General features: G+C 39.4%; 21 protein-coding genes. 7 read left to right on the top strand and 14 right to left on the bottom strand.

Annotation, left to right across the window (positions count from 1 at the left end):
• Positions 1–14 precede the first annotated feature (14 nt).
• From RMZ43_RS03705 to RMZ43_RS03655, 11 genes are all read right to left on the bottom strand, one after another.
• The gene (locus tag RMZ43_RS03705) at positions 15–1259 is read right to left on the bottom strand and encodes a glycosyltransferase (protein ID WP_322654617.1); all 1245 of its coding nucleotides are present in this window, start codon (positions 1257–1259) and stop codon (positions 15–17) included.
• A 92-nt stretch (positions 1260–1351) separates the two neighbouring features.
• Positions 1352–1909, bottom strand: coding sequence for a dTDP-4-dehydrorhamnose 3,5-epimerase (rfbC, locus tag RMZ43_RS03700; RefSeq protein ID WP_322647467.1), 558 nt, complete (start codon positions 1907–1909; stop codon positions 1352–1354).
• A gap of 62 nt (positions 1910–1971) precedes the next feature.
• The gene (locus tag RMZ43_RS03695) at positions 1972–2823 is read right to left on the bottom strand and encodes a phytanoyl-CoA dioxygenase (RefSeq protein ID WP_322654618.1); all 852 of its coding nucleotides are present in this window, start codon (positions 2821–2823) and stop codon (positions 1972–1974) included.
• 49 nt (positions 2824–2872) lie between these two features.
• Positions 2873–3880 (bottom strand): glycosyltransferase family 2 protein, encoded by a 1008-nt coding sequence (locus RMZ43_RS03690; protein WP_322647465.1) that lies wholly within the window; start codon positions 3878–3880, stop codon positions 2873–2875.
• A gap of 202 nt (positions 3881–4082) precedes the next feature.
• Positions 4083–5351 carry a class I SAM-dependent methyltransferase gene (locus tag RMZ43_RS03685; RefSeq protein ID WP_322647464.1) on the bottom strand — a complete coding sequence of 423 codons (1269 nt, stop codon included), beginning with the start codon at positions 5349–5351 and terminating at the stop codon, positions 4083–4085.
• A gap of 108 nt (positions 5352–5459) precedes the next feature.
• Positions 5460–6488: an NAD-dependent epimerase/dehydratase family protein gene (locus tag RMZ43_RS03680; protein WP_322647463.1), complete on the bottom strand. Its 1029-nt coding sequence runs from the start codon at positions 6486–6488 to the stop codon at positions 5460–5462.
• Between the two features lie 442 nt (positions 6489–6930).
• Positions 6931–8145, bottom strand: coding sequence for an L-2-hydroxyglutarate oxidase (gene lhgO, locus RMZ43_RS03675; protein WP_322647462.1), 1215 nt, complete (start codon positions 8143–8145; stop codon positions 6931–6933).
• A gap of 122 nt (positions 8146–8267) precedes the next feature.
• The gene (rfbF, locus tag RMZ43_RS03670) at positions 8268–9041 is read right to left on the bottom strand and encodes a glucose-1-phosphate cytidylyltransferase (protein WP_322647461.1); all 774 of its coding nucleotides are present in this window, start codon (positions 9039–9041) and stop codon (positions 8268–8270) included.
• A 484-nt stretch (positions 9042–9525) separates the two neighbouring features.
• A complete protein-coding gene (locus RMZ43_RS03665; protein WP_322647460.1) occupies positions 9526–11700 on the bottom strand; it encodes a tetratricopeptide repeat protein in 2175 nt (724 codons plus the stop codon).
• A 56-nt stretch (positions 11701–11756) separates the two neighbouring features.
• A complete protein-coding gene (locus tag RMZ43_RS03660; protein WP_322654619.1) occupies positions 11757–12539 on the bottom strand; it encodes a PP2C family serine/threonine-protein phosphatase in 783 nt (260 codons plus the stop codon).
• 51 nt (positions 12540–12590) lie between these two features.
• A complete protein-coding gene (locus RMZ43_RS03655; protein ID WP_322647458.1) occupies positions 12591–13265 on the bottom strand; it encodes a vWA domain-containing protein in 675 nt (224 codons plus the stop codon).
• A 755-nt stretch (positions 13266–14020) separates the two neighbouring features.
• On the opposite strand from RMZ43_RS03655, the gene RMZ43_RS03650 reads away from it, so the two are divergent.
• A complete protein-coding gene (locus RMZ43_RS03650; protein ID WP_322647457.1) occupies positions 14021–15406 on the top strand; it encodes a response regulator in 1386 nt (461 codons plus the stop codon).
• Between the two features lie 69 nt (positions 15407–15475).
• Here the strand turns inward: RMZ43_RS03650 and RMZ43_RS03645 are convergent, their stop codons facing one another.
• Entirely contained in the window at positions 15476–15841 is a 366-nt protein-coding gene (locus tag RMZ43_RS03645; RefSeq protein ID WP_322647456.1) for a hypothetical protein, read from the bottom strand.
• A 927-nt stretch (positions 15842–16768) separates the two neighbouring features.
• Between RMZ43_RS03645 and RMZ43_RS03640 the strand changes: the two genes are divergently transcribed.
• Entirely contained in the window at positions 16769–17260 is a 492-nt protein-coding gene (locus RMZ43_RS03640; RefSeq protein ID WP_322654620.1) for a hypothetical protein, read from the top strand.
• A 145-nt stretch (positions 17261–17405) separates the two neighbouring features.
• Here RMZ43_RS03640 and RMZ43_RS03635 read toward each other — a convergent pair whose 3' ends face one another.
• On the bottom strand, positions 17406–17885 hold the full coding sequence (locus RMZ43_RS03635; protein WP_322647454.1) for a hypothetical protein: 480 nt from the start codon (positions 17883–17885) through the stop codon (positions 17406–17408).
• A gap of 524 nt (positions 17886–18409) precedes the next feature.
• On the opposite strand from RMZ43_RS03635, the gene pheT reads away from it, so the two are divergent.
• From pheT to dhaL, 5 genes are all read left to right on the top strand, one after another.
• The gene (gene pheT / locus RMZ43_RS03630) at positions 18410–20860 is read left to right on the top strand and encodes a phenylalanine--tRNA ligase subunit beta (RefSeq protein WP_322647453.1); all 2451 of its coding nucleotides are present in this window, start codon (positions 18410–18412) and stop codon (positions 20858–20860) included.
• 157 nt (positions 20861–21017) lie between these two features.
• A complete protein-coding gene (locus tag RMZ43_RS03625; protein WP_100898250.1) occupies positions 21018–21287 on the top strand; it encodes a YciI family protein in 270 nt (89 codons plus the stop codon).
• A gap of 427 nt (positions 21288–21714) precedes the next feature.
• Positions 21715–22590: an MBL fold metallo-hydrolase gene (locus tag RMZ43_RS03620; RefSeq protein ID WP_322654621.1), complete on the top strand. Its 876-nt coding sequence runs from the start codon at positions 21715–21717 to the stop codon at positions 22588–22590.
• A 556-nt stretch (positions 22591–23146) separates the two neighbouring features.
• Positions 23147–24220: a dihydroxyacetone kinase subunit DhaK gene (gene dhaK, locus RMZ43_RS03615; protein WP_322654622.1), complete on the top strand. Its 1074-nt coding sequence runs from the start codon at positions 23147–23149 to the stop codon at positions 24218–24220.
• Between the two features lie 14 nt (positions 24221–24234).
• Positions 24235–24867, top strand: a complete 633-nt coding sequence (gene dhaL, locus RMZ43_RS03610) for a dihydroxyacetone kinase subunit DhaL (protein ID WP_322647450.1) — start codon at positions 24235–24237, stop codon at positions 24865–24867.
• Here the strand turns inward: dhaL and RMZ43_RS03605 are convergent.
• Positions 24860–25465: a hypothetical protein gene (locus RMZ43_RS03605; RefSeq protein ID WP_322647449.1), complete on the bottom strand. Its 606-nt coding sequence runs from the start codon at positions 25463–25465 to the stop codon at positions 24860–24862. The genes dhaL and RMZ43_RS03605 overlap by 8 nt on opposite strands.
• Positions 25466–25489 lie beyond the last annotated feature (24 nt).

Here is a 25489-nt window from a genome sequence, read left to right as displayed (position 1 = left end):
CATGGGAATTAAGATTAGCTATAGCTAATAACTGGTTCTTTGCTAGATGCTATAGAAGCAGTCTGTTTTTTCTGGCTATGATTTTCGATAATTTGCTCCACAACATTTCTGTAAACTTGGGCAAACTTTTCTTTGGTATGATTTGCTCTTGCATATTCCCAAGCCTGACGAGACATCAGCTTTAGGTCTTCAACAGGCAAATTGGAAATACTTCTAACTTTCGCCTTAATTTCGTCAACGGAAAGATTATCAAAAATCACACCAAAATCGTGAACATCTACACCAGATTCGTAGCTCAAAATCGGAATTAACCCAGCTTGCAAGCAACTAATTACTGCTCCTGACTGTCCTTCAGAAACAGAAGGATAAACAAGCCCTAAACAGTTATTTGTTACCTCTATAAAATCAGGGCTAGTAACATCAATCCACCCATAAGTGTGGATGTTAGGTGTTTCGTACAGTTCTTTATAGAAAGCTTGCTCAAATTCTTTGTCGCTACTTACCGGCCCACAAATTGTTAAATGGTATTCCGGCATTTGGGCAAAAGCATCTAAAACTAAATCTAATCCTTTGAGGACTAAAGCACTACCACCAAACCAGAGAAAGCGCTTTCTTACCGCTTCAAAATCTTTTTTGTCGGGATAAGGATAAACCACAGGCGAAGAAATTGGAATGCGATACATCGGTTTATTGGCATACTTGAATGTATCAGTTGTGAAATCGTTACCCAACACAATCGCGCAATCGGCATATTCAATTCCCAAGTTAGGAACTTCAAATCGCTGTGGTTTTAAGGTGATACCTTTGCGCCGTTGTAGTTCTAGAAGTCTATTGCATTCTGCTGCATTGCGAAACACCATATTCGCAATGTCAACGTGGAAAATTTTGATGCAATCTTTATTGAGTTTTGGTGCAAGCGCTTCCATTCGATGACGGATATCAATGAAAAATGCGTAATCTTTTTGAGGAACAAATTTATTATTGTGGAACTGGATAACATCAACGTTATAGCCTAAAGTTAAAAAAGTTTGGGCAATTTGCCAAACTTCCCAGTACCAAGTATGGTCATTAGGCATTGGCTGACCAGGTTTTAAGAGGAATGGTTCAATCCGATAAGAAAGAAGTACATTTCCTTTGGAAGGCTGTTTAGGCTTTAGGGAGACAACCTGTAATGTCTTAGCGTAATTGATGCGAGCTTCGACTTTTTTAGAGACAAAAGAGATAGTATTACCGACACGAGATAGAAGATTATTTGGCATTTATTTCTATCCTAATTAATTATTGTATTAGCTCATGAAAAGCAGCCAGTGTGTTCTACAATAAACACCTGGCGTAGAGAAAGAGTCTATAGTTATCTGGAAGCTGTACCGCCAACAGTCATCATTCTCAACAAAGGCCAATTTAAATCTTTCTCAGATATTTCAGTCACATCTAGAGGCCAATCAATGGCAAAGAATGGGTCGTCATAGCGTAAACCCCTTTCATACCCTGGCGTGTAAAATTCGCCAACTTGATATATAACTTCAGTCTCATCTGTGAGTGCTTGATAGCCATGAGCAAACATTTCTGGAACATACAAAGCGCGGCGGTTTTCTGGGGTTAGCTCTACACCAATGTGTGATAAAAAGCTAGGAGATTCTGGACGCATATCAATAATTACGTCATAGATAGCACCTTTAGTACAGCGAATTAATTTCGTTTCTGCTGCTGGGAGAATTTGATAATGCATTCCCCGAATAGTGCCTTTTTTATAGTTAAAAGACAGGTTACATTGGGCAACTGTTGGCTTTAATCCGTATGCTTCAAATTCTTGAGCGCAGAAAGATCGAGCAAAAAAACCACGCTGGTCTGGCTTTTCTTCTAAGTCAATAATGAATGCGTCTTTGAGTGCAGTTTCAGTGAAAATCATTATGATTCCTTTGAGATGAATGTTGGTTAATTAAATTAGATATTCTTCCGACAATAACGTTTTTAAGTTGATACTTTAACTGCATCAGATGCAGAACGTAACTCAGCTCTAGGATAAGTATCATCCCAGTATTGAGTGCAAAGGTCTGGTCTTTCAGGAGGATTGGCAGTGTAACAAAAGAATAGCGCTGACCGTTCTTCTGTGCGGACTGTGCCATGATGCAAAGCATTTTTCGTATCTACAATAATTACAGTACCTGCTGGGCCTGGGCAGGATTTCCAAGCTGATTTGGGGATGACTGGTTTTACTTCTTCATCATCGATACCCATATAACCTGACTTCCAAAGTTTGTAATAAAGTTGAATATAACTCCAACTAAATAAGGAAGTTAAAGAGCGAGGAATGTATTCAAAAGGCCCGGTTTTTTCTTCTACATCATTTAAGTAAATGAATATTTTGATGATGCGACGGTCTTCGGCATCACTATGCCATAGCAGTGTGCCAAACTGATGTTTGCTAGGGAAATCTTTGCGTAAATGTACACCATGAAAAGCAACAGGAAGACCAATATAATTTTCGATGATGTTAAGAAGTCTTTTCTCGGTTCCCCAAGCATAAAATTCTGGTAAACCTGTTACTGTGGTAATTTGTGGTAATTTTTCGTCTAGATGATTGTTGTTAGGATTTTCCATCTCAGACAATTGATGGTAAGCAGCTTTGAGCAGTTCTGAGCTAGAGTTTAACCCTAAATCTGCCAGTGTTGTGACGTAAACGCCATCTTTTTTGAGAGCCTTAAGAATGTTGCGATCGCTTCCTTCTAACACTGGCAAATTTCTGCTATGCTTCCAACGGGCTAGGTAATATTCAAAGTCAGAAGATAGTGTAGATATTTTGCGTTTTATAGCACTAAACATGGTGTAAATCCTCCTTGTTTTGATACATATTTGTTAGGAACTTCATAGCTTACGGTTTATAAGTCCGCACTTCTTGAGTAGGTATTTCATTTGATTCTGCTAACGCGAGTTCTTTAGAAACCATCACATCAAAAGCACACAAGCTAACCAAAGCCAAAAATGGAACTACTATTTTGATAGCGGACATCGGCCATCTTCTTAAAGCACCCAAGAAAACTTTCAAGTTAACTTCTTTACTGTTCTGTAAAAGCATCCGTCTACAAAACTGCTTAGAATATCCATTCTCTTCCAGTTTCAAAATCACTTCGGGTATATGTTTGTATTGCATTAACAGTGCAGATTTTGGTTCTTTTTGCCAATAACTCACACCAACAACACATTCCAAATAAGTTTCTTGAGTGACGATTACTCTGCCATTAGCAGCACAATAACCGGCTAAATATGCTAAAGATATCCAGTTGTTTTCAGCATCTTGCCAATTTTGGAGAGCGCGTTTCACTAAATCAGTGCGGTAGACTGTAGCAGTTAGAAAAATAACTGCACCGACACTTTTTGAGAAACAATGCTCAAATATAGCTTTACCATCACCATCACCATTTTCACTATCTATATCAAACCAGCGATTACCAACAATTGTTGGTGGATGGACTGGTTCACCAGTAATTTGGTTCCGTCCAGAAAAGTTGAGGAACAATAATGATAAATCTTCATACTGCTTGAGTTTGTTAATCACATAAGCAACAGCTCTATCTTGAATTGGATCATCATCCCCAATTGTCCAAACATATTTGGTTGTTGTAGAATTTAGGCAATACATAATATTTTTGACTACGCCTAAATTCTTAAAATTTTTATTTGACTTGAATGTAATATTATTAAGCGTTGTTTGCCATTTTTGGATTATCTCCTGAGTATTATCTGTTGAACAATTATCAGAAACTAAAATTTCACAGTCGTCTTCAAACCCTTTAATAGCTTGAGCTAACCAAGTAAGTTGTTTATCTAGAAGTTGGGCACGATTAAATGTAGGAATGGCAATAGTCAGCAGTTTATTCATATTAAGCTCTAATTTGTAGTTAACAAGGTATTAAGCTACTTCCCAGTCTTTTTTTTGTGGTTTGGCAGCAAAAATTTATAGTAGATACACCTTTTAATTACTCTTTAACGATTTCCAAAATACATCAAAGTATTTATCTCTTGAAAATCACTTAAATATTGCCCGCGATCGCAATTCTATATAAATCTAGTAATAATAGGCATTAAGACCCTATTAAAACCCTATCTCGAAGAGGAGATGGATAAATTTTAACTTCAGGAATTGGCACTACAAACTGTCCACCCCACTCGCCAATAAATGCCATTTGCTCCATAATTTCTTCCTTAAGATTCCAAGGCAATATTAGAAGATAATCTGGTTTAGTCTCGCGGATTTTATCTGGTTCAAAAATGGGAATATGAGTTCCAGGTAAAAATAAATCTTGCTTGTAAGGATTGCAATCTACTGTGTAATCTATAAAATCTTTTCCAATCCCACAGTAATTGAGCAATGTATTGCCTTTGGCTGGTGCGCCATAACCAGCGATTGACTTACCTTCTGCCTTAGCTGTCAAGAGAAAATTTAATAGTTTGTGCTTTGTTTTTTTGACTTTTTCTCCAAATGTAATGTAAGTCTCTATGCGATGCAGTCCGGCGGCAATTTCTTTAGCTTTCAAATCTCTAACTCGTTGACTAATGCTGAGATGAACAGCGTAGTCATGTTTGGCATAAATTCTTAATGAACCGCCATGAGTTGGTAATTCCTCTACGTCAAAAAGTTGCAAGTTGTGTGCTGCAAATATTTTTTCTATAGTGAGGAATGAAAAATAAGAAAAGTGCTCGTGATAAATAGTATCAAACTGATTTTGTTCAATAAGTTGTAAAATGTGAGGAAACTCCATCGTCAAAATACCATTCGGTTTGAGGATGAGTTTCATTCCTGCAATGAAATCGTTTAGATCCGGTACATGAGCTAAAACATTATTACCTATCAAAAGGTCAGCTAGTTTTTCTTGTGTCACTAGTTCTTTGGCAGTTTCAACTCCAAAAAACTTGTTGATACTAGGAATGCCTTTGTCTTCAGCAACTTTAGCTATATTTGCGGCTGGTTCTATTCCTAAAACAGGGATTCCCTTTTCTAGAAAATATTGCAGAAGGTAGCCGTCATTACTGGCAATTTCAATAACTTGATTATGATGATTAAAGCCAAACTTCTCTACCATCATCTCCGTGTAAGCCTTGGCATGTTTTAGCCAACTTACCGAGTAAGAAGAAAAATAAGCATAATCGCTGAAAATATGATCTGGAGTTTCAAACTGTTCTAATTGAACTAAAAGAGTGTCTTCAGAAACATAAGCGTGGAGAGGATAAAATTTTTCTGCATTATTTAGCTGTTCTGCTGTCAAATAGGCATTAGCTAAGGGTGACATCCCTAGATCAATAAAGGTTTGGTGCAGGGGTTGACCACTGAAACGACATTTTGCGATCGCCATAAACTTTAACTCACTAATTGCAAATAATTTGATAGATGGATAAGTCCGAATCAACCTATTTGATTCGGAAACTTAGTTTATTTGTTCGCTGTTGCTAGGCTAATCTAACTACTTTTTATTCCAGAAAAAATCTTTGTCAATTTGCTCAGTACGAATCAGATACTCTAGTTGCTTTAAGCGGGTAAATCCTCTAAACAAGAAAGTATCTTCAGCCATATCTATTTGACTGAATAAATCAAATAACTGCTGGGCACCAAGTCGGGCATTCCAATCACACTTAAATCCAGGTAGGATTGTGTTGATTTTCTCGAAGGATACTCGATAGCTGCGGTTATCTGAACCGTTGTTACCAAAGGACAATTTACAATCTGGGAAAATATCAGCAATAATTTCTGCGATTTCTTTGACGCGATAATTATTTGCTGTATCTCCCACGTTGAAGATTTGGTTATGTACAATGTCTCGTGGTGCTTCCAAAGCGCAGACTATTGCTTTGCAAATATCCAGTGCGTGGACTAATGGCCGCCAGGGTGTACCATCACTGGTCATTTTGATTTGTTTGCTAGTCCATGCCAACCCTGCTAGGTTGTTTAAAACAATATCAAAACGCATTCTGGGAGAAGCACCAAAGGCAGTTGCATTCCGCATAAAGGTGGGAGAGAAGTCATCGTCAGCGAGTGGTCTGACATCTCTTTCTACGAGAGTTTTGCATTCTGCATAGGCGGTTTGGGGATTAACAGGCGATTCTTCTGTGACATCACCTGCGGTAGCAACACCGTAGACGCTGCATGAAGACATGTATACAAAACGGCGCACACCCATAGCTTTAGCTAGGCTAGCTAGACGAACTGAACCTATATGATTAATTTCGTAGGTAATATTAGGTGCTAATTGTCCGGCTGGGTCGTTGGAGAGTTCCGCCATGTGAACTATGGCTTCAACACCTTCCAAATCATCAGGGGTGATGTTGCGGATATCTTTGTTAAGGGTTTTGGGTGTTACCCCATTAGCGTTGTATAGCCAACCAACTTTATAAAAACCGGTATCTAGACCGATAACTTCATGTCCTCGTTCAATTAACAGAGGCGGTAATAACGAACCAAGATAGCCTTCTGTTCCAGTTACTAATATTTTCATTGTGGTTAATGCCTTTGTATTGATGAGTTAAATTTTTCGTTTAGTAGGGACGCACAAATATTTGCCCTAAAGGGTGTTGCATTCAAGAGAGAACCGCTATATTTTTCGTTTGTATACAATAGCTTGACCTCTCTCCAAACCTCTCTCCTAAGAGAAGAGAGGCTTTGAATCTTGCTCCTCTTCCCTACAAGGCAAGGGGTTGGGGGTTAGGTCATTGGACTCAACCCAGAAGCGCTATATATATCGGCTAACATTCATTACATAGTTTGCCAACTAACCCATTGCGTAGCAGCACTCTATAGCGGTTCTTAATTGATGCACTACACTTTTTTCTTGTAAGATGGGTATCTTACCCGTCTCTTATATTTCCAGGCTGGAAAAGATGCCCACTATACAAGATTCATCCTTTAATTCAGCAGCCCGGAAGTAATAACAATGTTATCTATGCAGTTACTGCAACATCTAGATGCGAAAGTTGGGGAATTTCTGCCACAAGCGCTTTACCGATTTCTAGAGAAGATGTGGCCGCAGGAGAAGGAGCATTGCAAACATGAATGGAGTTTTGACCGGAAACAATCAAAAAGTCGTCTACAAGCTTGCCATCGTTCATTAAGGCTTGAGCGCGAACTCCCGCATGGGTGGGAACTAAATCTTCTGCTTGAACTTCGGGAATTAGTTTTTGCAAACTTCTGGTGAAGGCTGCTTTACTAAAGGAACGAATGATTTCTTTAATTCCTTCATCAGCGTGTTTGGCTGCCAACTTCCAGAAACCAGGATAGGTGATAACTTCAAGAAAATCCCGTAAGTCAAAGTCGGTTTTTTTGTAACCTTCGCGTTTAAGCGACAGCACCGCGTTTGGCCCTGCATGGACGCTACCATCAATCATTCGGGTAAAGTGAACACCCAGAAAGGGAAAATCTGGATTGGGAACTGGGTAAATTAGTGTCTTGACCAAATAACGTTTTTCTGGAGTGAGTTCGTAATATTCTCCCCGGAATGGAACAATTTTTGCTTGGGGTTCAACTTGACCTAATTTGGCGGTGCGATCGCTATGCAATCCAGTACAATTAATTACAAAGTGGGTTTCAAAGTTACCTTTGTTTGTTTGCAGTACCTGATTTTTTCCACTTGGGGAGATTTTCAGAACTTTTGTATTCAGGTGTAAATCCCCACCCTGCTGTTGAATTAGCTCGGCATATTTCAAACAAACTTGCTTGTAATTAACAATACCAGTTGAGAATACCCGAAGTCCACCTACACATTTTACATGAGGTTCAATTTCCCTGACTTCTTCCGGGCTAATTCTTTTAACTTCTATGCCATTGTCTAAGCCACGTTTGTAGAGATTTTCTAAGCGTGGTAGCTCTTGTTCTTCTGTTGCAACAATCACCTTACCACAAACTTCATGCTCAATTCCATGCTCTTGACAAAACTCTACCATTGAGCGAGAACCGTCACGACAAAATTTAGCTTTGAAACTCCCTGGTTTGTAGTAAATACCAGAATGAATTACACCGCTATTATTGCCTGTTTGGTGAAATGCCCATTGTCTCTCTTTTTCTACTACTAAAATACGGGCATTAGGATAGCGTTTTCCTAAAGCCAGCGCTGTAGAGAGTCCAACTATTCCCCCACCTATAATTGCAAAATCATACATTAGGATTATTGTACTTGAAATTACAGTAAATCTATAAAGTTATTTGTCATTTGTCATTTAACTCCTGACTCCTAACTCCTGTACAGACGCGATTAATCGCGTCTCCACTCCTAACTATCTTTCTACCATACTTTCCAAGGAGCTTGAGTGCTTTTCCATAGTTCCTCTAGGTAGTTTTTATCGCGTAAAGTATCCATAGGTTGCCAAAAACCATCATGTTTGAAAGCCGATAGTTGTTCCATATCAGCTAGCTTTTCTAATGGCTCTTGTTCCCACACGGTAGAATCATCAGCAATCAAATTGATTACTTCTGGTTCTAACACAAAATAACCACCATTAATCCAAGCTCCATCACCTTCAGGTTTCTCTCGAAAACTGGTGATTTTAGTTTGCTCATATCCTAAAGAAATAGCCCCAAAACGTCCGGCTGGTTGAACGGCTGTGAGGGTTCCTAAGGTCTTTTGCTCTTTATGAAATTTAACTAGCTCGGTGATATTAATATTACTAACACCATCACCATAAGTAAAGCAAAAAGTCTCATTACCAAGATGTTCGCTGATTCGCTTTAAGCGTCCACCTGTCATTGTATTATCACCTGTATTTACTAAGGTGACACGCCAGGGTTCAGCATAACCAGAATGCACGTTCATCTGGTTAAATCGCATATCAAAGGTAACATCTGACATGTGTAAGAAGTAGTTAGCAAAATACTCCTTAATTATGTAACCTTTGTAACCGCAACAAATAATGAAGTCATTAATGCCGTGAGCAGAGTAAGTTTTCATTATGTGCCAGAGAATTGGCTTACCACCAATTTCAACCATCGGCTTGGGTCTGATACTAGTTTCTTCACTGAGGCGTGTACCAAGTCCTCCAGCCAAAATCACCGCTTTCATGCAATTACCTCGGAGATTTGTAGGGATATAATTATTTGACTGTGCCAATTTTAGATTCTGGATTTGCAATTTGGGATTAATGCTCGAATGTCACAAGCCTATGAGTAGATTTGCTCTGCCCATTTTCATAACGGGGCATGTGCCAAAAAACTCTTTTTCTCAAAAATCCAAAATCCAAAATCCAAAATTGTTTGACTTTATCGACATGAAGAGGATGCACTTAGATAGAGAAAAATTGATTTCTTTTTTCTTTTTCTACGTCAATAATCTAACTGTTATTTTCAATGAAATCATGAAGGAAATATAAATTAAAATCTTTTCTATATAAAAGCTCTATGAATATCTATAAATAAGAAAACAAATTATCAAATTAGATATAATTTTTACCTAATAAATAACTAGGGTTAGCGTTAGCTAACCCTAGTTAGGCTTGATTTCTGAAATTCAGACTAAATAATATACCAGTAAAAAAACTTACTTGTTTTTAGTTAGTTTTTTCTACATTACTTGAGCTTTGGAATAAAGGGTCACATTTGTTTTCTATGACTACACACATGTTACTGAGTGCTTGCTGATAATTATCCATATCATCTTGCTCAAGAAAAATTTTGGCAGATGCCTGTATATCCTCGACAGCTTTCGCCTGATTTTTGTTAGATTCACTACCGCCATATTGTGCTAGTTCATAGCGAACCATGCCTCGTTTGAGATACACTTTTGCTAGTTTGGGGCTGATAGCTAATGCTTGGTTAAAGTCAGCGATCGCTTGATGATATTCTTGCTCATAATTGCTGCTATATTGAGCAATTTGATAATAGACAACACCGCGTTGAAAGTAAGCTTCTGCTTTGGATACATTAAGTTTTATGGCGTGAGTAAAATCTGTGATCGCTCTTTTGTAAGCTTGTTGAGATTCACCGCTATATTTAGCCATTTGGGTGCGGACAATTCCGCGTCTGATATAAGCTTCAATTTCATTACTATCCAGACCAATGGCGCGATTATAGTCTGCGATCGCTAGGTTATACTCTAAATCGGGATCGTTGCTATATTCGGCAAGCATATAGCGGGCATTACCCCGATTCACAAGAGCTTTGGTTTGATTGGGATTGATTGTGAGAGCTTGGCTATAATCTGCAACTGCTCCTTCGTAATCTTTCATGTTATAGCGAGCATTGCCACGATTTACAATCGCTCTGACATGTGTCGGTTCTTGTTCAATTGCTCCGGTAAAGCTGGCAATTGCTTTTTCATAATCTCGGTCTTGGTAAGCAGTATAACCTTGCTGATAATAATCAGCAAAGCTGAGTTTGTTATTTGTCTGGGGAGACTTCAATGTTTGTTGAGTGTAAGCATTTTGGGTAACTAATGGCTGAGTAAATTTAATCATTACATCCGCATATCCCAATAAACCAAAACCCAGCAAGCAACAAATAATCGGGTACAACTTTGACTTTTTGGAACGTTTATAAGATGTACCGCTTGGGGTAATTACTGGCTGCCAATAATTAGCTGCGTGCGGTGACATGGTTCGCTGTCGCTGTGGAAAATGCGGTGTCTGGGTGTATTGCTTTTTCCGTTTGATTCGCGGTTGAAGATGTTCTCTAGCTTCTATAGCCCGATGTGATGGGAAGGGGTCGCGTCCGCCTAATCGCACGGTACGTTCACACCAGGGACAGCTACGCATGTGGTTGTTGTAGCGATGCTGAGGATTTGTCGTACAGGTAATTAAGGAATCTTCAGCTTCAGCAATAGCCGATAGCCAAGCCTGGGCACTGGGGCGCAGCTGTGGGTTGTTGTGACCATCTTCAAAACAACGGACAAATAATTCTTGTAAGCTGGGATGAAGAATTTCCCAAGCAGGTGCAATTGGTGTAGGAAGGTAGGGTACGTAGCGCTTTTGGCTATAAGTGAAATGACCCGATGCAATGCGAGCTTCGTAGGGCGGTGGCTCAATAGCACCTTGAAAAATCCCCGAAAATGGGTGCGTACCTTCCATTAAGAGTTGAAATACTAGCACCGCTAACCCAAATAAATCGTGAGAAATTTCGCGATCGTGCTGGGCAAAAGTTTTATTCTGTAGTTCTGGTGGGGTAAACTCTGGTTTACCCACTGGGCAGCGATAAACAACATTGCTGCTGGGGTCAAGTACTTGGAAGGAGTCTGTATCTATCAAAGTCACCAGTGCTGTATCACTGACGAGGATATTTGACTCGTTTACATCACCAATACAATATCCACTAGCGTGTAAAGCAGCAATTGCTGCCGCCAAGTTACGAGCCGTGCGGAGCAGGTACTGATAGTTGAATAGGGGGCAGTGTTGGCGACGGGTTCTAGGGTTGTAAAAGTCGATAATTGGACGCATCCCCTGAATGCGTGGCATCAAAAACCCCAGGATGATATTTTTGCCATCTGCTGCTCGTAATAAATCCTCTGGCCAAGCGATAGAGATATGCCCTAAACTCGCCGTCGGGTTTTCTGGCGGGTTGGCAAGCATCGCTTGGAGTTTATCAGCATGAGCAGTCGTTGGCTTGTGGTAAATCTTTGCCACCAAGTTGTTATCGGATGGCACTGCATAAACACAAGCCTCACCGCCACGTCCCAAACTGACATTGAGACTGAGGATTTCTTTTTTAGGGGAACAACGTAGTACCTGCATAATGAAATTACCGCTAACGGAGTTATTGTAAGATGTGAAACCTGTAAATTTTTTGCTTATGAGTTGTTGAATGCAGCTATAATGAGTGTCAAATCATCATCAGTGCGTTGCGTAATCCGTTCTGAGCGTAAAAACTTTACTAACTGCTCCTTTGCTTCTGTCTTATCCTCGGCATTAGCTACAAATTCAAACAGGGGAAAAAAGAAGGGTTTGTGAGGTTCGCCAACAACCATATTCAAAGCCAGCATTTGTAGTCCATCAGTGATGATGCCAACATTTTCTATGTCTGTGCGCCAGACTCTCATCTGCGCTGTATCTAAGGCAGTAGGAGAAGTTAAAAAAGTAGTTTCGTTGATGTATTCGCCGCTATCAGGTATAGTCAGTGCCAAGAGGTTGCCCATGCTATCTTTTGCTACTGCTAAACCATCACCTATTTGCATTACAGCCACAACTTCTGGTGTGGCAAGCATCACAATTAAGGTAGTTGCTAAATCTTGAGGCTGTTTGTCACAAGTAGCCGCCTCATCATCCACAGCTTTTTTGGCAGCTAGTATGGCATCATTTAAGAGCGATCGCACCAATACATCATCAGTCAAACTTTTCCGAGTGAGTCCTTTGGTTGAAATGTTTTCTATTGCTGTTTCCACAGCAATCATCGCTCCCACTTTCCCCAGTAATGCAGAACCCGCGCCATCTGCTGCGGCCGCCACTAAAACGTTATCTGATAATACCTGCCAGTGATGAGCATCCTGGCATAATTGATTGTTTTTTAAGTGACTTGTACCACATACAGACGCAGCCACAATCCGCCATTGAGCAATCTGTTTTGATATGTTCATAGATTTTTTTCTAGCAGCTAGCTGTGTTAAACATCAAGCTGCAATTTTTTATTAAACAGTCCCCCAACCAATCGGCGGTAGTGCTACCTGTTCGTCTACCTGCGAATGAGAAACAGCTGACATACTAGTTGACAGCCAGACAAACATCTCGATAAAATTCAATCCTTTCAGCTTCAGGGGGGTACGCACAGCTATTTGATTTAAACGAGTCATATTCGCATTTTCTACGCCTACTGTAAAAAATGCTACACGCTTATTAGCTTCATCTCCCTGTAGCCGCTGGGATGCTTGCTCTACAACATTCTCTAGCTCGCCTTGTGGTTCTCCATCGGTAATCATGAATACCCAAGGACGATAGTAAGCAATCCCATTGGCACGATACTGAGATTTCCGCTCTTGAATTATGTCTAAAGCTTTATGGATTCCTGCACCCATTGTAGTCAATCCTTGAGCCGTCAAAATTGGCGGATTGAATTGATCGGCAGTCACAAAGTCTTGTACTACATTGATATTACTATCAAATGTTACGATCGCCACTTCTACCCGTCTTGCAGCTAAGGAATTTTTGACTAATTCATCCTTTAAACTTAGTAAACCCTGATTTAAAGCCTCAATCGGTTCTCCTTGCATCGAACCAGATGTGTCTAGTAACAGTACACAAGGACAACGTGGTTCTGGATTCTCAGCAAATTCTACTACTTCATCAAGTCTTAATGTATCATCCATAACTTTTCGTGTTATGTTAAAGTTCAAAGCTTTATTTCCCTTTCTTGAGAGTATATAATTACAGTCGCCCAAGCGACTTACAGAATATAGTAGCTAGTGGTAGATGCTCTAATTTTTATTAAACAAATTTTTTTCATAAAGTTCTCGACATATTTAAGAAGAACTTGAGAACAGCTTCGTTTAGCAAAAAAGAGTTTATCAAAACGCAGCATTCCCTGTTGTAATGTATCTACCCAAAAATTATATCCATTAACCCTACAGTACAATAAATACGTAAACTTTCCTAGATAAATTTTTAAAGATTTTATGTAGAAAAATCGCTCTTTTACATAAAAGTAATTAACCATAATTGAGCTTCTTAGCTCTAATAGGATAGCAGTGTCGCTGCAAAAACATGGAATCAAATTTACACTTTTAAGGAAGTGGGCATAAATAAACATCATTATTAAGGTCTTCAGTTAAGAGTTGTCGGTAGTAAGTAAAATCTAGAAGTAACTAACATCTACTGAGAGTCAAGTTAGGATAGGTATTTACGTTTATTCATACCCACTTACTTTGTTTTAAGATCGATAAAATAAGTATAATGTGCTAATTGCAACAATCTGTATTTAAAATTTACTAGTTTTAACATATATACATATTTTAAAATAAATATTTTGTACGGAGAGAAATATTACAAAGAAGAAAATATTTCATAGCTGATATTTTCAATTTACAAATGTTCGGTTGTGAATTCCGCAAAAAACTTGAGAAATATGAATAATTCCGGTACATTCACCAAACTACGTCCAATAAGTTTGTTAAGACAGTTATCCAATTGCTCCGACAGTACTTGTTTACAAGCATTGAGTAACTCCGTTTCTTGGTCAATTTACCTAGAACAGGGAAGAATAACCTACGCTACCCATTCAGTGGAACCCTTTGACCGGCTAGAACGTCATTTGCGTCGCCTCAGCCACCAAATTCCGCTGCTTACCAGTGAGGTTCGTGTTCAATTACGTCTAATGTTTGAACCTGATTCACACATTCAGTTAATTGAAGATGATAGCGATTCAAGAAGCCAGCCTCCTGAGTATCAGGCTATATCCTGGCTTGTTAGTCAACAATATTTACATTCTATACAAGCAGCAGTGTTGATTCAAGAATTAGTTCGAGAGGTGATCGAATCATTTTTACTAATCAAAGAAGGTACTTATAAATTAACAGAAACACTTGATACAATGCCAATATTTTGCAGGTTAGATGTAGAAAAAATTCTAGAGCATTGCCAAGTAAGATTAAAAGAATGGCAAGCTTTTGTTCCTCAAATTTCTTCTCCATATCAACGTCCATATCTGTTGATTAATAGCAAAATCGAGGAAAAAGATTTACCAAAATTCCAATCAGATTTAACTAATTGGATGAAAGGTTTTAGTTTGTGTCATCTAGCCGTAATTTTGAATCAAGATGAAATCCAACTGGCTCACACTTTATACTCTTACATCCTTAAGGGTGCGATTATCTTGCATGAAGCTGATCCACCTTATGATAAATTACCAAAGATATTTGAAGAGCAATCGCTTATCTCAAAATTCATTCCTAAGTTAATTGATACCAAAAAAGAACTAAATATCACCGTCAATTCTTACCTAGATATTTCTGAAGAAAATATAGTTCCTGTCCAACGATTACCTCAGATTTCTCCTTCTCCAAAAGAGAAGTTTCAGGAGCCAATAATATCAAATAGCATAACTCCTTTTTTTCAAAGAGTAGCGTCTGCTACTGTAACGGCACAAAAAGCTCATAAAATCGTTTCTGTAGATGATAGCCCCACAATTCTCAAAGAAATTAGCCGTTTCTTAGAAAACGAAAATTTTTCTGTAGTAACTATCAACGATCCGATAAAAGCCGTTTTGTCAATTATAAGGCACAAACCAGATTTAATCTTGTTGGATTTAAACATGCTAGGAATCGACGGTTATGAGTTGTGCCGGATTATACGAAATAATTCCATATTTCAGAAGACTCCTATCATCTTTGTCACTGGGAATAAAGGGGTTTTAGACAAAGTAAAAGCCAAATTAGTTGGGGCATCTGGATATCTGACTAAACCGTTTACTCGCGCCGAATTACTGAAAATAATTTTTATGCATTTGACTTAAATTAGCCACAAAACCTAAAAATTTTGAGCGAGTGAGGAAATTAATACTAATCTGAAATTTGACGAAAACTTAATTAAGGAGAGCGTGTTCATCTCTGGCTAATTGTTTTTTCTCTAGCTTACATGCTACATTTCGGACTCCGATGAGTTGATTGAACGGATTATTGGTATCAGTTAAAGCCCGCTCGTCAAGTGGTCGTTGGTAATTATATTTGTACTTTCCATCTTCACTGGTTGTGGATGAGTTACCACCACCGATGAAGGAAGCGAAAATATTACTATCAGTAGCAGCGCCACTAAAGCCACTGCCACTATCTAAACTGCTGCCATCGGTAGACTGCCATTTGCCATCACTGAAAGAAAAATTACCATTACCAGTTGGATTATTGTTAGTACTTTGTGACCCAACAGTTTGATTACTATTGTCAGTTGCCATTAGAATTAAACTCCTATTACTCAAACTAAAATCCTTCCATCAAGAAGAAAATTAGCGATATTAATGAAAGCATTTGAAAGCATTTATTTACTTTCATTTTCAATAAAAAGAGCAGGTACCACATTTAGCAAGTATACAAAATTAGATTTGCATTTAAAATGAACAAAATTTAGATTGGATTGCCGATTCTTTAGATTCGATTGTCTATTCTTTCGATAGTATTCAGGTAAATTTCAGAAAATTGGCCGATAATCTTTACAGTGAATGCTTTACAAGAATTATTTTAGTGATGTTTCAGCACAAAGAGGGCAAATTTACCTCTTTAAAGTTCTACAATAATGCAATGCAATTACACTAGAAATAAAGAATAAAGTTTGATTGTTATAGTCTATTGAGTAAGAAAATATTCTTATAAGGTTTTATTGAGTTTTAAAAATTTAAGTTCTGCGATCGCTAGAGCAAACGCATTTCAATCACTCTTCTCCCAACTAATATTAAAAACTAACGAAAAAATCAGCATTTATTATTTGATTATTTTCCATCAAAACCATATCTACGACGCGCTACGCCTTGTAAAATCGTGGTCATTGCTCATCGCAAAAAGCTGGGCTTATTGATAACAGAGAAAAAATAATGTCCCTTTTACATAATGTAATAATTGCTCAACGATGGAGTAATAATGCTAAAAAGTAAAACTAGAGTGAATATTCCAGATAAATTAAGCAACGAATTCTTTGAAAAGTGCTGTTGTGTTGAAGTTCTTGAAATCCGCGCAGCATCTAGTAGAGAAGTGCGGGCTGCGCCTACGCACAAAAGTTAGCTAATTAGGTTTTATGTTTTAAAGCTTCGCTCTAGTAGAAAACAGAACAATTTATAAACCTGTTTTCTAGCTAAACTAATAAAAATTCCTACTATGGAGTATCAAAAATGAAAAGTGTAGTGAGCGCTGTTATATTAACATTTCTTGGTGGAGTAAATTCTCTTCCTAGCTATGGACTCTTATCAAATATCAAGCCTTCAAGAATAGAGCTCCAATCAATTGTTAAAGATAATCATCAACAGTTGATGGCTAGAGTTGGAACTATAGATACTCAATTTTATCTTAAATATGGAAAGACAGCTTACCTCCCTACTGAAAATATTAAAATCAAATTTTCAAAAGTTATTCAGGATTCTCGGTGTCCCTCTGATGTAACTTGTATTTGGCAAGGACAAGTTATTATTGGATTAGACATCATAAAAAATGGTAAGCAAGTTTCAACATTGATGCTAACTCTTATCCCAGGTCGTGATGCTTTACCAATTCAATTTTTAGATAAATATACGGTGAAATTGATAGGGGTTTCCCCGTACCCACAGAGCGAAAAGCCGATCGCGCTCCAAGACTACATTGTTGAACTTGTTGTTAATAGAAACTAGATGACCAACCTTTGACTTTTTTTAATTAAAAGTTAAAAATTAAAAAATAAATCAATTGCTCAGAGTAAAAAGCTGGGCTTGTTGAGAACAGAGAAAAAACAAGCCCAGATTATATCGTTATCCTGTATATAGCTATACAGTATTTCTAGGGATATACAAAAATGATAATTTTTACAGGACGAAACTGAAAGTTAGGTGAATTTATGCCTCCAGTTACTGTTGTAGTATTCCACCAAAAACGCTCGTCATTAGTGAAACTACTTCCTTCTAGAGTGTGCCAATTTCCATTAGCATGTTGTATGGCTACTACTATTCCCAAAATGGATGTACTAGGCAAACCATGTGCTACAGAAAAGAAACCATTCTGGTCTGTTGTAGTCGTTAAATAGAAAGTTCTGGCAGTGAAAGGGAATGCCTGAGCAATCAGGTAGGTATCTTTTGGATATAACTCCACCATTTTTTCTTGCTGAGAGTTTTTTAAATCATCATTAAAATCATCTCTTCCAGTAACAGTTGCTATTTGATTGAATTGTTGAAATGAGTTCTTTGAAAGCTCAACAGCAAGAGCCGAATTAATTTTAAAAGTCGTCAGAGTTACAGCAGTAGTCGCTAAAATAGTAGACACACATAATTTCTTCAGATTCATCATAATAGATTAAACCCCTCTAGAAATTGTTATTAATTGCAAACATAAACGCTTCAATCTAAAAGTTACGTCATGCTGTTTGCTAGTTATTATATATTTCAACAAAGTATTGAATTAGTCAAGTATTTGGGACTAATACTTTTAAGTAAGTCGGCGTTAAAAAATCAATCTATGTAACGAAGTCTAAACTTAGTAAAGAGCTTAGAAATGAATCGTTGCAGGGTTTTTACAAATAATTGTTGATAATATAAATGACTTATTGAATGATTTCCTCTCTGTTACTCAAAATTTCTACTTGAATATTTGCAACTCTTAGCACTACTATTGTTTACGATCGCATCTCCTACCTAATTAGCTCAATTTTTTGGAGTATATTGTTTTGCGAGTCTAACGTAGTAGGATTGTTCAAGTGAAAGGGTACGCCTTGGGCGATGAGTAGCCATTGATCGCTTCTTGCACCCTAAAATAAGAGCAAAAGACGATTCTTAAAACAAGCACACTCCATGCGTATTTCTCTAAATTGGCTGCGCGAACTAGTAGAGATAAAACTTAGTCCAGAAGAATTAGCCGAAACCCTGACAATGGCAGGGTTTGAGGTTGAAGATATTGAAGACCGTCGCACTTGGGCAAATGGTGTGGTTATCGGCAAAGTGCTTGAGCGTCAACCCCATCCCAACGCCGATAAATTAAGTGTTTGCCAAGTGGATATTGGTGCAGGTGAGACTTTAAATATTGTCTGTGGTGCTGCCAATGTGAAGGCAGATATCTATGTGCCAGTAGCAACTACAGGTACTTACTTACCCAACATCGATTTAAAAATTAAACCTGCAAAATTGCGTGGTGTCCCATCTCAGGGCATGATTTGTTCTTTAAAGGAACTCGGTTTGCCCACCGATGTAGACGGAATTCATATTTTTACCCAGGAAAATTTACCATTGGGTAGTGATGTGCGTCCGTTGTTGGGTCTAGATGATGTAATTTTAGACTTAACTGCAACTGCCAATCGCGCTGATGCTCTGAGTATGGTGGGTGTAGCACGGGAAGTAGCAGCTTTAACTGGTGGAAAGTTAAGCATTCCTGAACCCGGTGAAGTCTCCATTACCAAAAATGCCGGAAATTTAGCTTTAAAAATTGCCGATACTCAAGCTTGTCCTGCATACATTGGTACGGTAATTGAACAGGTAAAAATTGCTCCCTCTCCCGAATGGTTGCAACAGCGTTTACGGGCTGCTGGGGTACGTCCCATCAGTAATGTAGTGGACATTACTAATTACGTTTTGTTGGAATGGGGACAACCTCTGCACGCCTTTGATTGCGATCGCCTAAAATCAGTTGCAAGTAGTGAAAATTTAACCATCGGTGTTCGCTTCGCCAATACTGGAGAATCCCTCAAAACCCTCGATGGACAAACTCGCACCCTATCAACCCAAAATTTGTTAATTACCGCAAACGACAGACCCGTTGCACTGGCGGGAGTCATGGGTGGTGAAGAAACAGAAGTTCATCAAGGAACTCAAAGCCTAGTTTTAGAAGCAGCTTTATTTGATTCCGTAGCAATTCGCCGTTCTTCCCGGAGTGTCGGTTTAAGAAGTGAGGCTTCTGGCAGATATGAACGGGGAGTTAACCGAGCCGAGTTGGAAATAGCTAATCGCCGCGCCTTGTCCTTAATTGGCGAATTAGCTAGTGGAATTCTTGTCCAGCAGGAAATTGCCGACACCCGCCCCGACCCGTCTACCTGGAGTCGTTCTATCGCCCTGCGTTTAGACCGCGTTAATCAAATATTGGGGCCGATAGATTTGGGAGAGGATACAGGTGAACTGCAAGAACAGGATGTTGAGCGTATCCTGGCTGCATTGGGATGTCAGTTGACTCCTTCAGAAAAAGATACTAACCATCAACATACATGGTCAGTTTCTGTTCCGCCCTATCGTTACCGCGACTTAGAGCGAGAAATTGACTTAATTGAAGAAATAGCCCGTCTCTATGGCTACAACAAATTTTGCGATACATTACCAGAAAAAGCGGAAGCTGGCTATCTGCCTTTAGATGAGGAATTAATTCGCAAATTACGAGCTTTCCTCCGGGCTGAAGGGTTGACAGAATTAATTCACTATTCTTTAGTCAAACCAGGAGAAGACAGAAATATAGTATTGTCAAACCCCTTATTTGTCGAATATTCAGCGCTGCGAACCGATTTGATCTCTGGATTAATTGATGCCTTTCAATACAATTTAGAGCAGGGTAATGGAGCCTTGAACGGCTTTGAAATCGGGCAAATTTTCTGGCAAGAAGAAGACGGCTTGCAAGAAACAGAAGCCCTTGCTGGGATTGTGGGAGGGGATATTTCTGTTGGCAAATGGTCAAAAAGTGGACGCGAAGAACCCATCACCTGGTTTGAAGCCAAAGGCATTTTAGAAAGTGTATTTCGGCAACTTGCCTTGCCGGTAGAATTTCAACCCGATTGCCGAGATAATCGCTTACATCCAGGACGCACTGCTTCCCTGTGGATTCGGGGTAACAGGCTGGGTATTTTTGGACAACTCCATCCCCAATTGCGACGAGAAAAAGGCTTACCAGATTCCGTTTATGTTTTCCAATTGAATCTAGATGTGCTTTTAGATTCTCTGGGAGAAGATGAAGTTCTGGTTCCAACATTTCAGCCCTATTCTACCTATCCAGCTAGCGATCGCGATATCGCCTTTTTCGCACCCGTGAAAATCTCAGTTGCCGAAATTCAAAAAGTAATTACCAAAGCGGGTAAAGATTTGCTCGAATCGGTAGAATTATTTGATGAATATCGCGGCGAAAATGTCCCCGAAGGACAGCGAAGTTTAGCTTTCCGCTTAATTTATCGGGCTAGCGATCGCACTCTTACTGAGGCCGAAGTCGAACCAGTACACAATAAAGTCCGCGAAGCTTTGGTGGAAAAATTCGGCGTAAACCTGAGAAGTTAATTATTGGGCATGGTGAAGAGGACTTGGGGACAAGGAGAATTAGGGACAAGGGGAAAGACTTATTGGAAGTTCTAAACTTTTGTCACCTTGTCACCTTGTCTCCCCATCTCCCCATCTCCCCACTCCCTGTTCATTTTTTATTTGGAATTAATTAGCTATGCCAAAATATGTACTCTGGGGAACTTACTGCGAAGACGTTCTCGAAAAACGCGCCCCCCACCGTCAAGCTCATTTAGACGGATTAGCAAAACAAAAAGAATCTGGTGTGCTAATTACTATTGGCCCTACCAAGGATGTAACAAAAGTTTTTGGGATTTACGAAGCCGAAGACGAAGCCACTGTACGCCAGTTAATTGAAAATGACCCCTATTGGAAAAATGGCATCTGGACTGAGTATTCTGTTAAAGAATGGATTCAGGCTTTTTAAATTAACGTCAGTTCGACGGGTATAAAAGTCAAAAAAGCTTGCTAGATATTAATTTGCTTAACTGGCAGGCGAAGTGGGATGCCTGCGGCGGGCTACGCCTACGCTACGATTGATTGACAATCTAGCAATAAAAGTCACAAAAAAATGCCGAGACTAATAATATTTAACAAAAATTAGGGTCTCGGCTATGTCTACCATGATATTTAGTGATATGAGCATACATCTCTCAAAAACTATATGAAGATTTATATGAGCGAGGGTTGCAGTTAGTTACAAACAATCTTGAACTTTAAGTCCAGATAGGCTGTCTTTTTTAAGATAGCCTATATCTAACCTTCAGGAGTCTACGGTTTAAGTCAACTTTTGCTAGCGTAGTAATATAAGCTTTATCGCTCTCCAGTAAGCGCCTGGAAGCAAAAGGATTAATATGGCTCATTTAAATCAGCGTCGTCCCCAAAATGTCAACGGCGATTTTTATGTAGATAGTACCTGTATTGATTGTGATACCTGTCGCTGGATGGCTCCTGAAGTATTTTATGATGTTGATGACCAATCGGCTGTTTATCATCAACCAACCAATGATGCGGAAAGATTAGCAGCGCTGGAAGCACTTTTAGCATGTCCTACTAGTTCTATTGGCACAATTGAGAAACCAAAAGATATCAAAGTTGCTCAAGAAAAGTTTCCAATATTAGTAGCAGAAAATGTTTACCACTGCGGTTATCATTCTGAAAAATCTTACGGTGCTGCTAGCTATTTAATTCACCTTCCAGAAGGTAATATTTTGGTGGATTCTCCCCGTTTTACGCCGCCTTTAGTCAAGCGTTTAGAAGAAATGGGGCCAATTCGTTATATGTACCTAACTCATAAGGATGATGTGGCAGATCATCAAAAATTTGCCGAGCATTTTAAGTGCGATCGCATTCTCCATACTGATGATCTTACTGCCGATACTCGTAATGTAGAAATACAGATAACTGGTTCTGAACCATTTTCTTTGACACCAGATTTATTAATTATTCCAGTTCCCGGTCACACGAAAGGACAAACTGTTTTACTCTACAAAAATAAGTTTCTATTCACTGGCGATCATCTCGCTTGGTCAGAAAGCTTGCACCAGTTGACAGCATTCCACGGAGCCTGCTGGTATTCTTGGTCAGAACAGACTAAATCAATGCGTAACTTAGCTAATTACTCTTTTGAGTGGGTGCTACCAGGTCATGGGCGAAGGTTTCATGCTGATAAGGAAACCATACGCCAGCAGATGCACAAGTGTATTGATTTAATGGAATCTTTGGATTGACACTAGATAACTGACTTTTCTCACGCGATATAGAAAAACCTAACCCTCTAACCCCCTTCCCGACGCGGGAAGCTACCGTGTATACACAAGTCGAATTACTCCCCTTAATCCCTCCTTGTAAAGGGGGAAAACCGGAAAATCCAGTTCCCTCCCCTTTGCAAGGGGGAGGGTTAGGGTGGGGTAAAATCGATATTTATCAACTATGTACGCCGAAATAACAAATGAGTACCCCGAAATAACAAATGGGTACGCCGAAATAACAAATGGGTATGCCGAAATAACAAATGAGTACCCTGAAATAACAAATGGGTACGCCGAAATAACAAATGAGTACCCCGAAATAACAAATGGGTACGCCGAAATAACAAATGAGTACCCCGAAATAACAAATGAGTACCCCGAAATAACAAATGAGTATGCCGAAATAACAAATTTAGGGAAGGGGTTGGGGGTTAAATCTGTACTGCACTCAACTGAGAACCGCTATATATTAATTGCATAGAAACCAGAAGCACTATAACCTGGATTTTAGAACTTTTTTAACCAAACACGGATTATGAAAAAGCTGATCAACAAGCCGGAAGACTTTGTGCAAGAAAGTCTAGAAGGTATGGCGGCGGCTCATTCCGATTTAATTAAATTGAACTACGATCCCGCTTTTGTCTATCGAGCCGATGCACCTATTCCGGGTAAAGTAGCAATTATTTCAGGTGGTGGCAGTGGACATGAACCAATGCACGCTGGCTTCGTGGGCAGAGGAATGCTTGACGCAGCTTGTCCTGGTGAAGTTTTCACTTCACCAACTCCTGACCAAATGCTAGAAGCAGCAAAGCTTGTAGATGGAGGCTCAGGTATCCTTTATATCGTCAAAAATTACAGTGGCGATGTGATGAACTTTGAAATGGCAACGGAGTTAGCCCGTAGTGAGGGCATTCGATCACTAAATATTTTGATTGATGACGATGTAGCAGTGAAAGACAGCCTCTACACCCAAGGACGCCGGGGTGTGGGAACAACAATACTGGCGGAGAAAATTTGTGGTGCGGCGGCTGAGGCAGGGTATGATTTGCCACAAATAGCAAATTTGTGTCGCCGGGTAAATCTGAATGGGCGGAGTATGGGAATTGCTCTAACATCCTGTACAGTCCCCGCTAATGGAACACCGACCTTTGAATTGAGCGATCGCGAAATCGAATTAGGTATCGGTATTCACGGTGAGCCAGGAATAGAGCGTATAACTATCAAACCAGTAGACGAGATTACCGAAATATTGACGCGATCGCTCCTTGAAGATGCACCATACAGCCGCACACTGCGCGAGTGGGATGAAGACAAAGGAGAATGGCTAGATGTAGAGTTAACAAGTCTACCATTTGCCAAAGGCGATCGCTTATTAGCTTTTGTCAATAGTATGGGTGGAACCCCGATTTCCGAACTGTATATTGTTTACCGTAAACTCGCCCAAATCTGCGAGCAGCAAGGATTGCAAATTGTGCGAAACTTGATAGGGCCTTACATCACATCTCTAGAAATGCAAGGTTGCTCCATTACCCTGCTGAAATTAGATGATGAGATGATCCGCCTATGGGATGCACCAGTAAAAACACCAAATTGGCGCTGGGGAATTTAACTAATATACGAATTATGTTGAGTCAGGTGCAGATATTACAATGGTTGCAGGCTTATGCAACCGAGATAGAGCAGAATAAAGCATATTTGACAGAATTAGATGCTGCGATCGGAGATGCAGATCATGGGATCAATATGGATCGCGGCTTTAAAAAGGTAAGCGCTCAGTTACCAACTCTTACAGACAAAGACATTAGCAACATTCTCAAAACCGTCAGTATGACCTTAATTTCTTCTATTGGCGGTGCGAGTGGCCCTCTTTATGGCACCTGGTTTTTACGAGCCAGTACAGCAGTAGTTGGTAAGCAAGAATTAACAGAACAAGATGTTTTAGCGATACTCCAAGCAGGCTTAGACGGCGTGGTGCAACGTGGCAAAGCGCAACTAGGAGACAAAACAATGGTGGATGTATTATCTCCGGCTGTAGGCGCTTTTGGACAAGCTGTAGGAGAAAGTAAGGGAACGCTAGAAGCTTTGCAACAGGCTGTCGCAGCAGCCCAAAGGGGATTGCAAGAAACTATACAGATGCAGGCGAAAAAGGGACGGGCTAGCTACCTGGGGGAACGAAGTATCGGACATCCAGATCCAGGGGGGACTTCTGCTTATTTGATGTTGAAGAGTTTGTTAGGTGTATTGGAAACTATTTGAGATTCAGAAGTTGAAGCAGATTTTGAAGCTTGAAATTATTCCAATTCAAAGCTACTGAAGTTTCAATAGTTAAATCTCCTTTTTTAAGGTTACTCATCAAAGCAGAACCATTTTCAAGACTATGGAAAAGGTCATCTAAAAGCTGCAATTGATTTCGAGGAAGAGTATAGTAAACCTTATTATTTTCAATTTTAACCTCTTTTGGTAAAGCTCCATCGGGAAGTTTACCTCCCAAAAATGTTGTCCAACCTGCAATCAGGTAACGGTAAACTATCGATTCCGTCTCAAACTGAGGGGGTTTCAATAAGCGAAGTTCCCCTTCAAGGCAATTTTCATGAAGAGTTATTTTCTCAGGAGTAAAGTGTAATTGCACTTGAATTTTCTTGTACTCTATTGTTGCAACAAGTCCTTCCTCAGAGTGTGGTTTTAAGGTTTTTAATTGTTCAACTCTAGATTCAGCTTGTTGACAAAGAAGAACCACCATTCTTTTTGTCAAAGTTAACTGTTTAGTGCCTGAGCTAAAGATAATGTATTCTTCTAGGCTTCTTTTGATAAATTGTCTAGACTCCTTAAAGGCTGCTGTAATCTTTCCAAACAAAATGCTCTTCGATAAATATTTAGG

The sequence above is a fragment of the Nostoc sp. CmiVER01 genome (assembly GCF_034531135.2).
GTDB lineage: Bacteria > Cyanobacteriota > Cyanobacteriia > Cyanobacteriales > Nostocaceae > Nostoc.
This window is presented reverse-complemented; position numbering and strand designations above follow the sequence as displayed.

Bases quoted from the DNA above. Each gene is read 5' to 3' on its own strand.
- RMZ43_RS03705 (WP_322654617.1), bottom strand. From the start codon at position 1,259: ATGCCAAATAATCTTCTATCTCGTGTCGGTAATACTATCTCTTTTGTC.
- rfbC (WP_322647467.1), bottom strand. From the start codon at position 1,909: ATGATTTTCACTGAAACTGCACTCAAAGACGCATTCATTATTGACTTA.
- RMZ43_RS03695 (WP_322654618.1), bottom strand. From the start codon at position 2,823: ATGTTTAGTGCTATAAAACGCAAAATATCTACACTATCTTCTGACTTT.
- RMZ43_RS03690 (WP_322647465.1), bottom strand. From the start codon at position 3,880: ATGAATAAACTGCTGACTATTGCCATTCCTACATTTAATCGTGCCCAA.
- RMZ43_RS03685 (WP_322647464.1), bottom strand. From the start codon at position 5,351: ATGGCGATCGCAAAATGTCGTTTCAGTGGTCAACCCCTGCACCAAACC.
- RMZ43_RS03680 (WP_322647463.1), bottom strand. From the start codon at position 6,488: ATGAAAATATTAGTAACTGGAACAGAAGGCTATCTTGGTTCGTTATTA.
- lhgO (WP_322647462.1), bottom strand. From the start codon at position 8,145: ATGTATGATTTTGCAATTATAGGTGGGGGAATAGTTGGACTCTCTACA.
- rfbF (WP_322647461.1), bottom strand. From the start codon at position 9,041: ATGAAAGCGGTGATTTTGGCTGGAGGACTTGGTACACGCCTCAGTGAA.
- RMZ43_RS03665 (WP_322647460.1), bottom strand. From the start codon at position 11,700: ATGCAGGTACTACGTTGTTCCCCTAAAAAAGAAATCCTCAGTCTCAAT.
- RMZ43_RS03660 (WP_322654619.1), bottom strand. From the start codon at position 12,539: ATGAACATATCAAAACAGATTGCTCAATGGCGGATTGTGGCTGCGTCT.
- RMZ43_RS03655 (WP_322647458.1), bottom strand. From the start codon at position 13,265: ATGGATGATACATTAAGACTTGATGAAGTAGTAGAATTTGCTGAGAAT.
- RMZ43_RS03650 (WP_322647457.1), top strand. From the start codon at position 14,021: ATGAATAATTCCGGTACATTCACCAAACTACGTCCAATAAGTTTGTTA.
- RMZ43_RS03645 (WP_322647456.1), bottom strand. From the start codon at position 15,841: ATGGCAACTGACAATAGTAATCAAACTGTTGGGTCACAAAGTACTAAC.
- RMZ43_RS03640 (WP_322654620.1), top strand. From the start codon at position 16,769: ATGAAAAGTGTAGTGAGCGCTGTTATATTAACATTTCTTGGTGGAGTA.
- pheT (WP_322647453.1), top strand. From the start codon at position 18,410: ATGCGTATTTCTCTAAATTGGCTGCGCGAACTAGTAGAGATAAAACTT.
- RMZ43_RS03625 (WP_100898250.1), top strand. From the start codon at position 21,018: ATGCCAAAATATGTACTCTGGGGAACTTACTGCGAAGACGTTCTCGAA.
- RMZ43_RS03620 (WP_322654621.1), top strand. From the start codon at position 21,715: ATGGCTCATTTAAATCAGCGTCGTCCCCAAAATGTCAACGGCGATTTT.
- dhaK (WP_322654622.1), top strand. From the start codon at position 23,147: ATGAAAAAGCTGATCAACAAGCCGGAAGACTTTGTGCAAGAAAGTCTA.
- dhaL (WP_322647450.1), top strand. From the start codon at position 24,235: ATGTTGAGTCAGGTGCAGATATTACAATGGTTGCAGGCTTATGCAACC.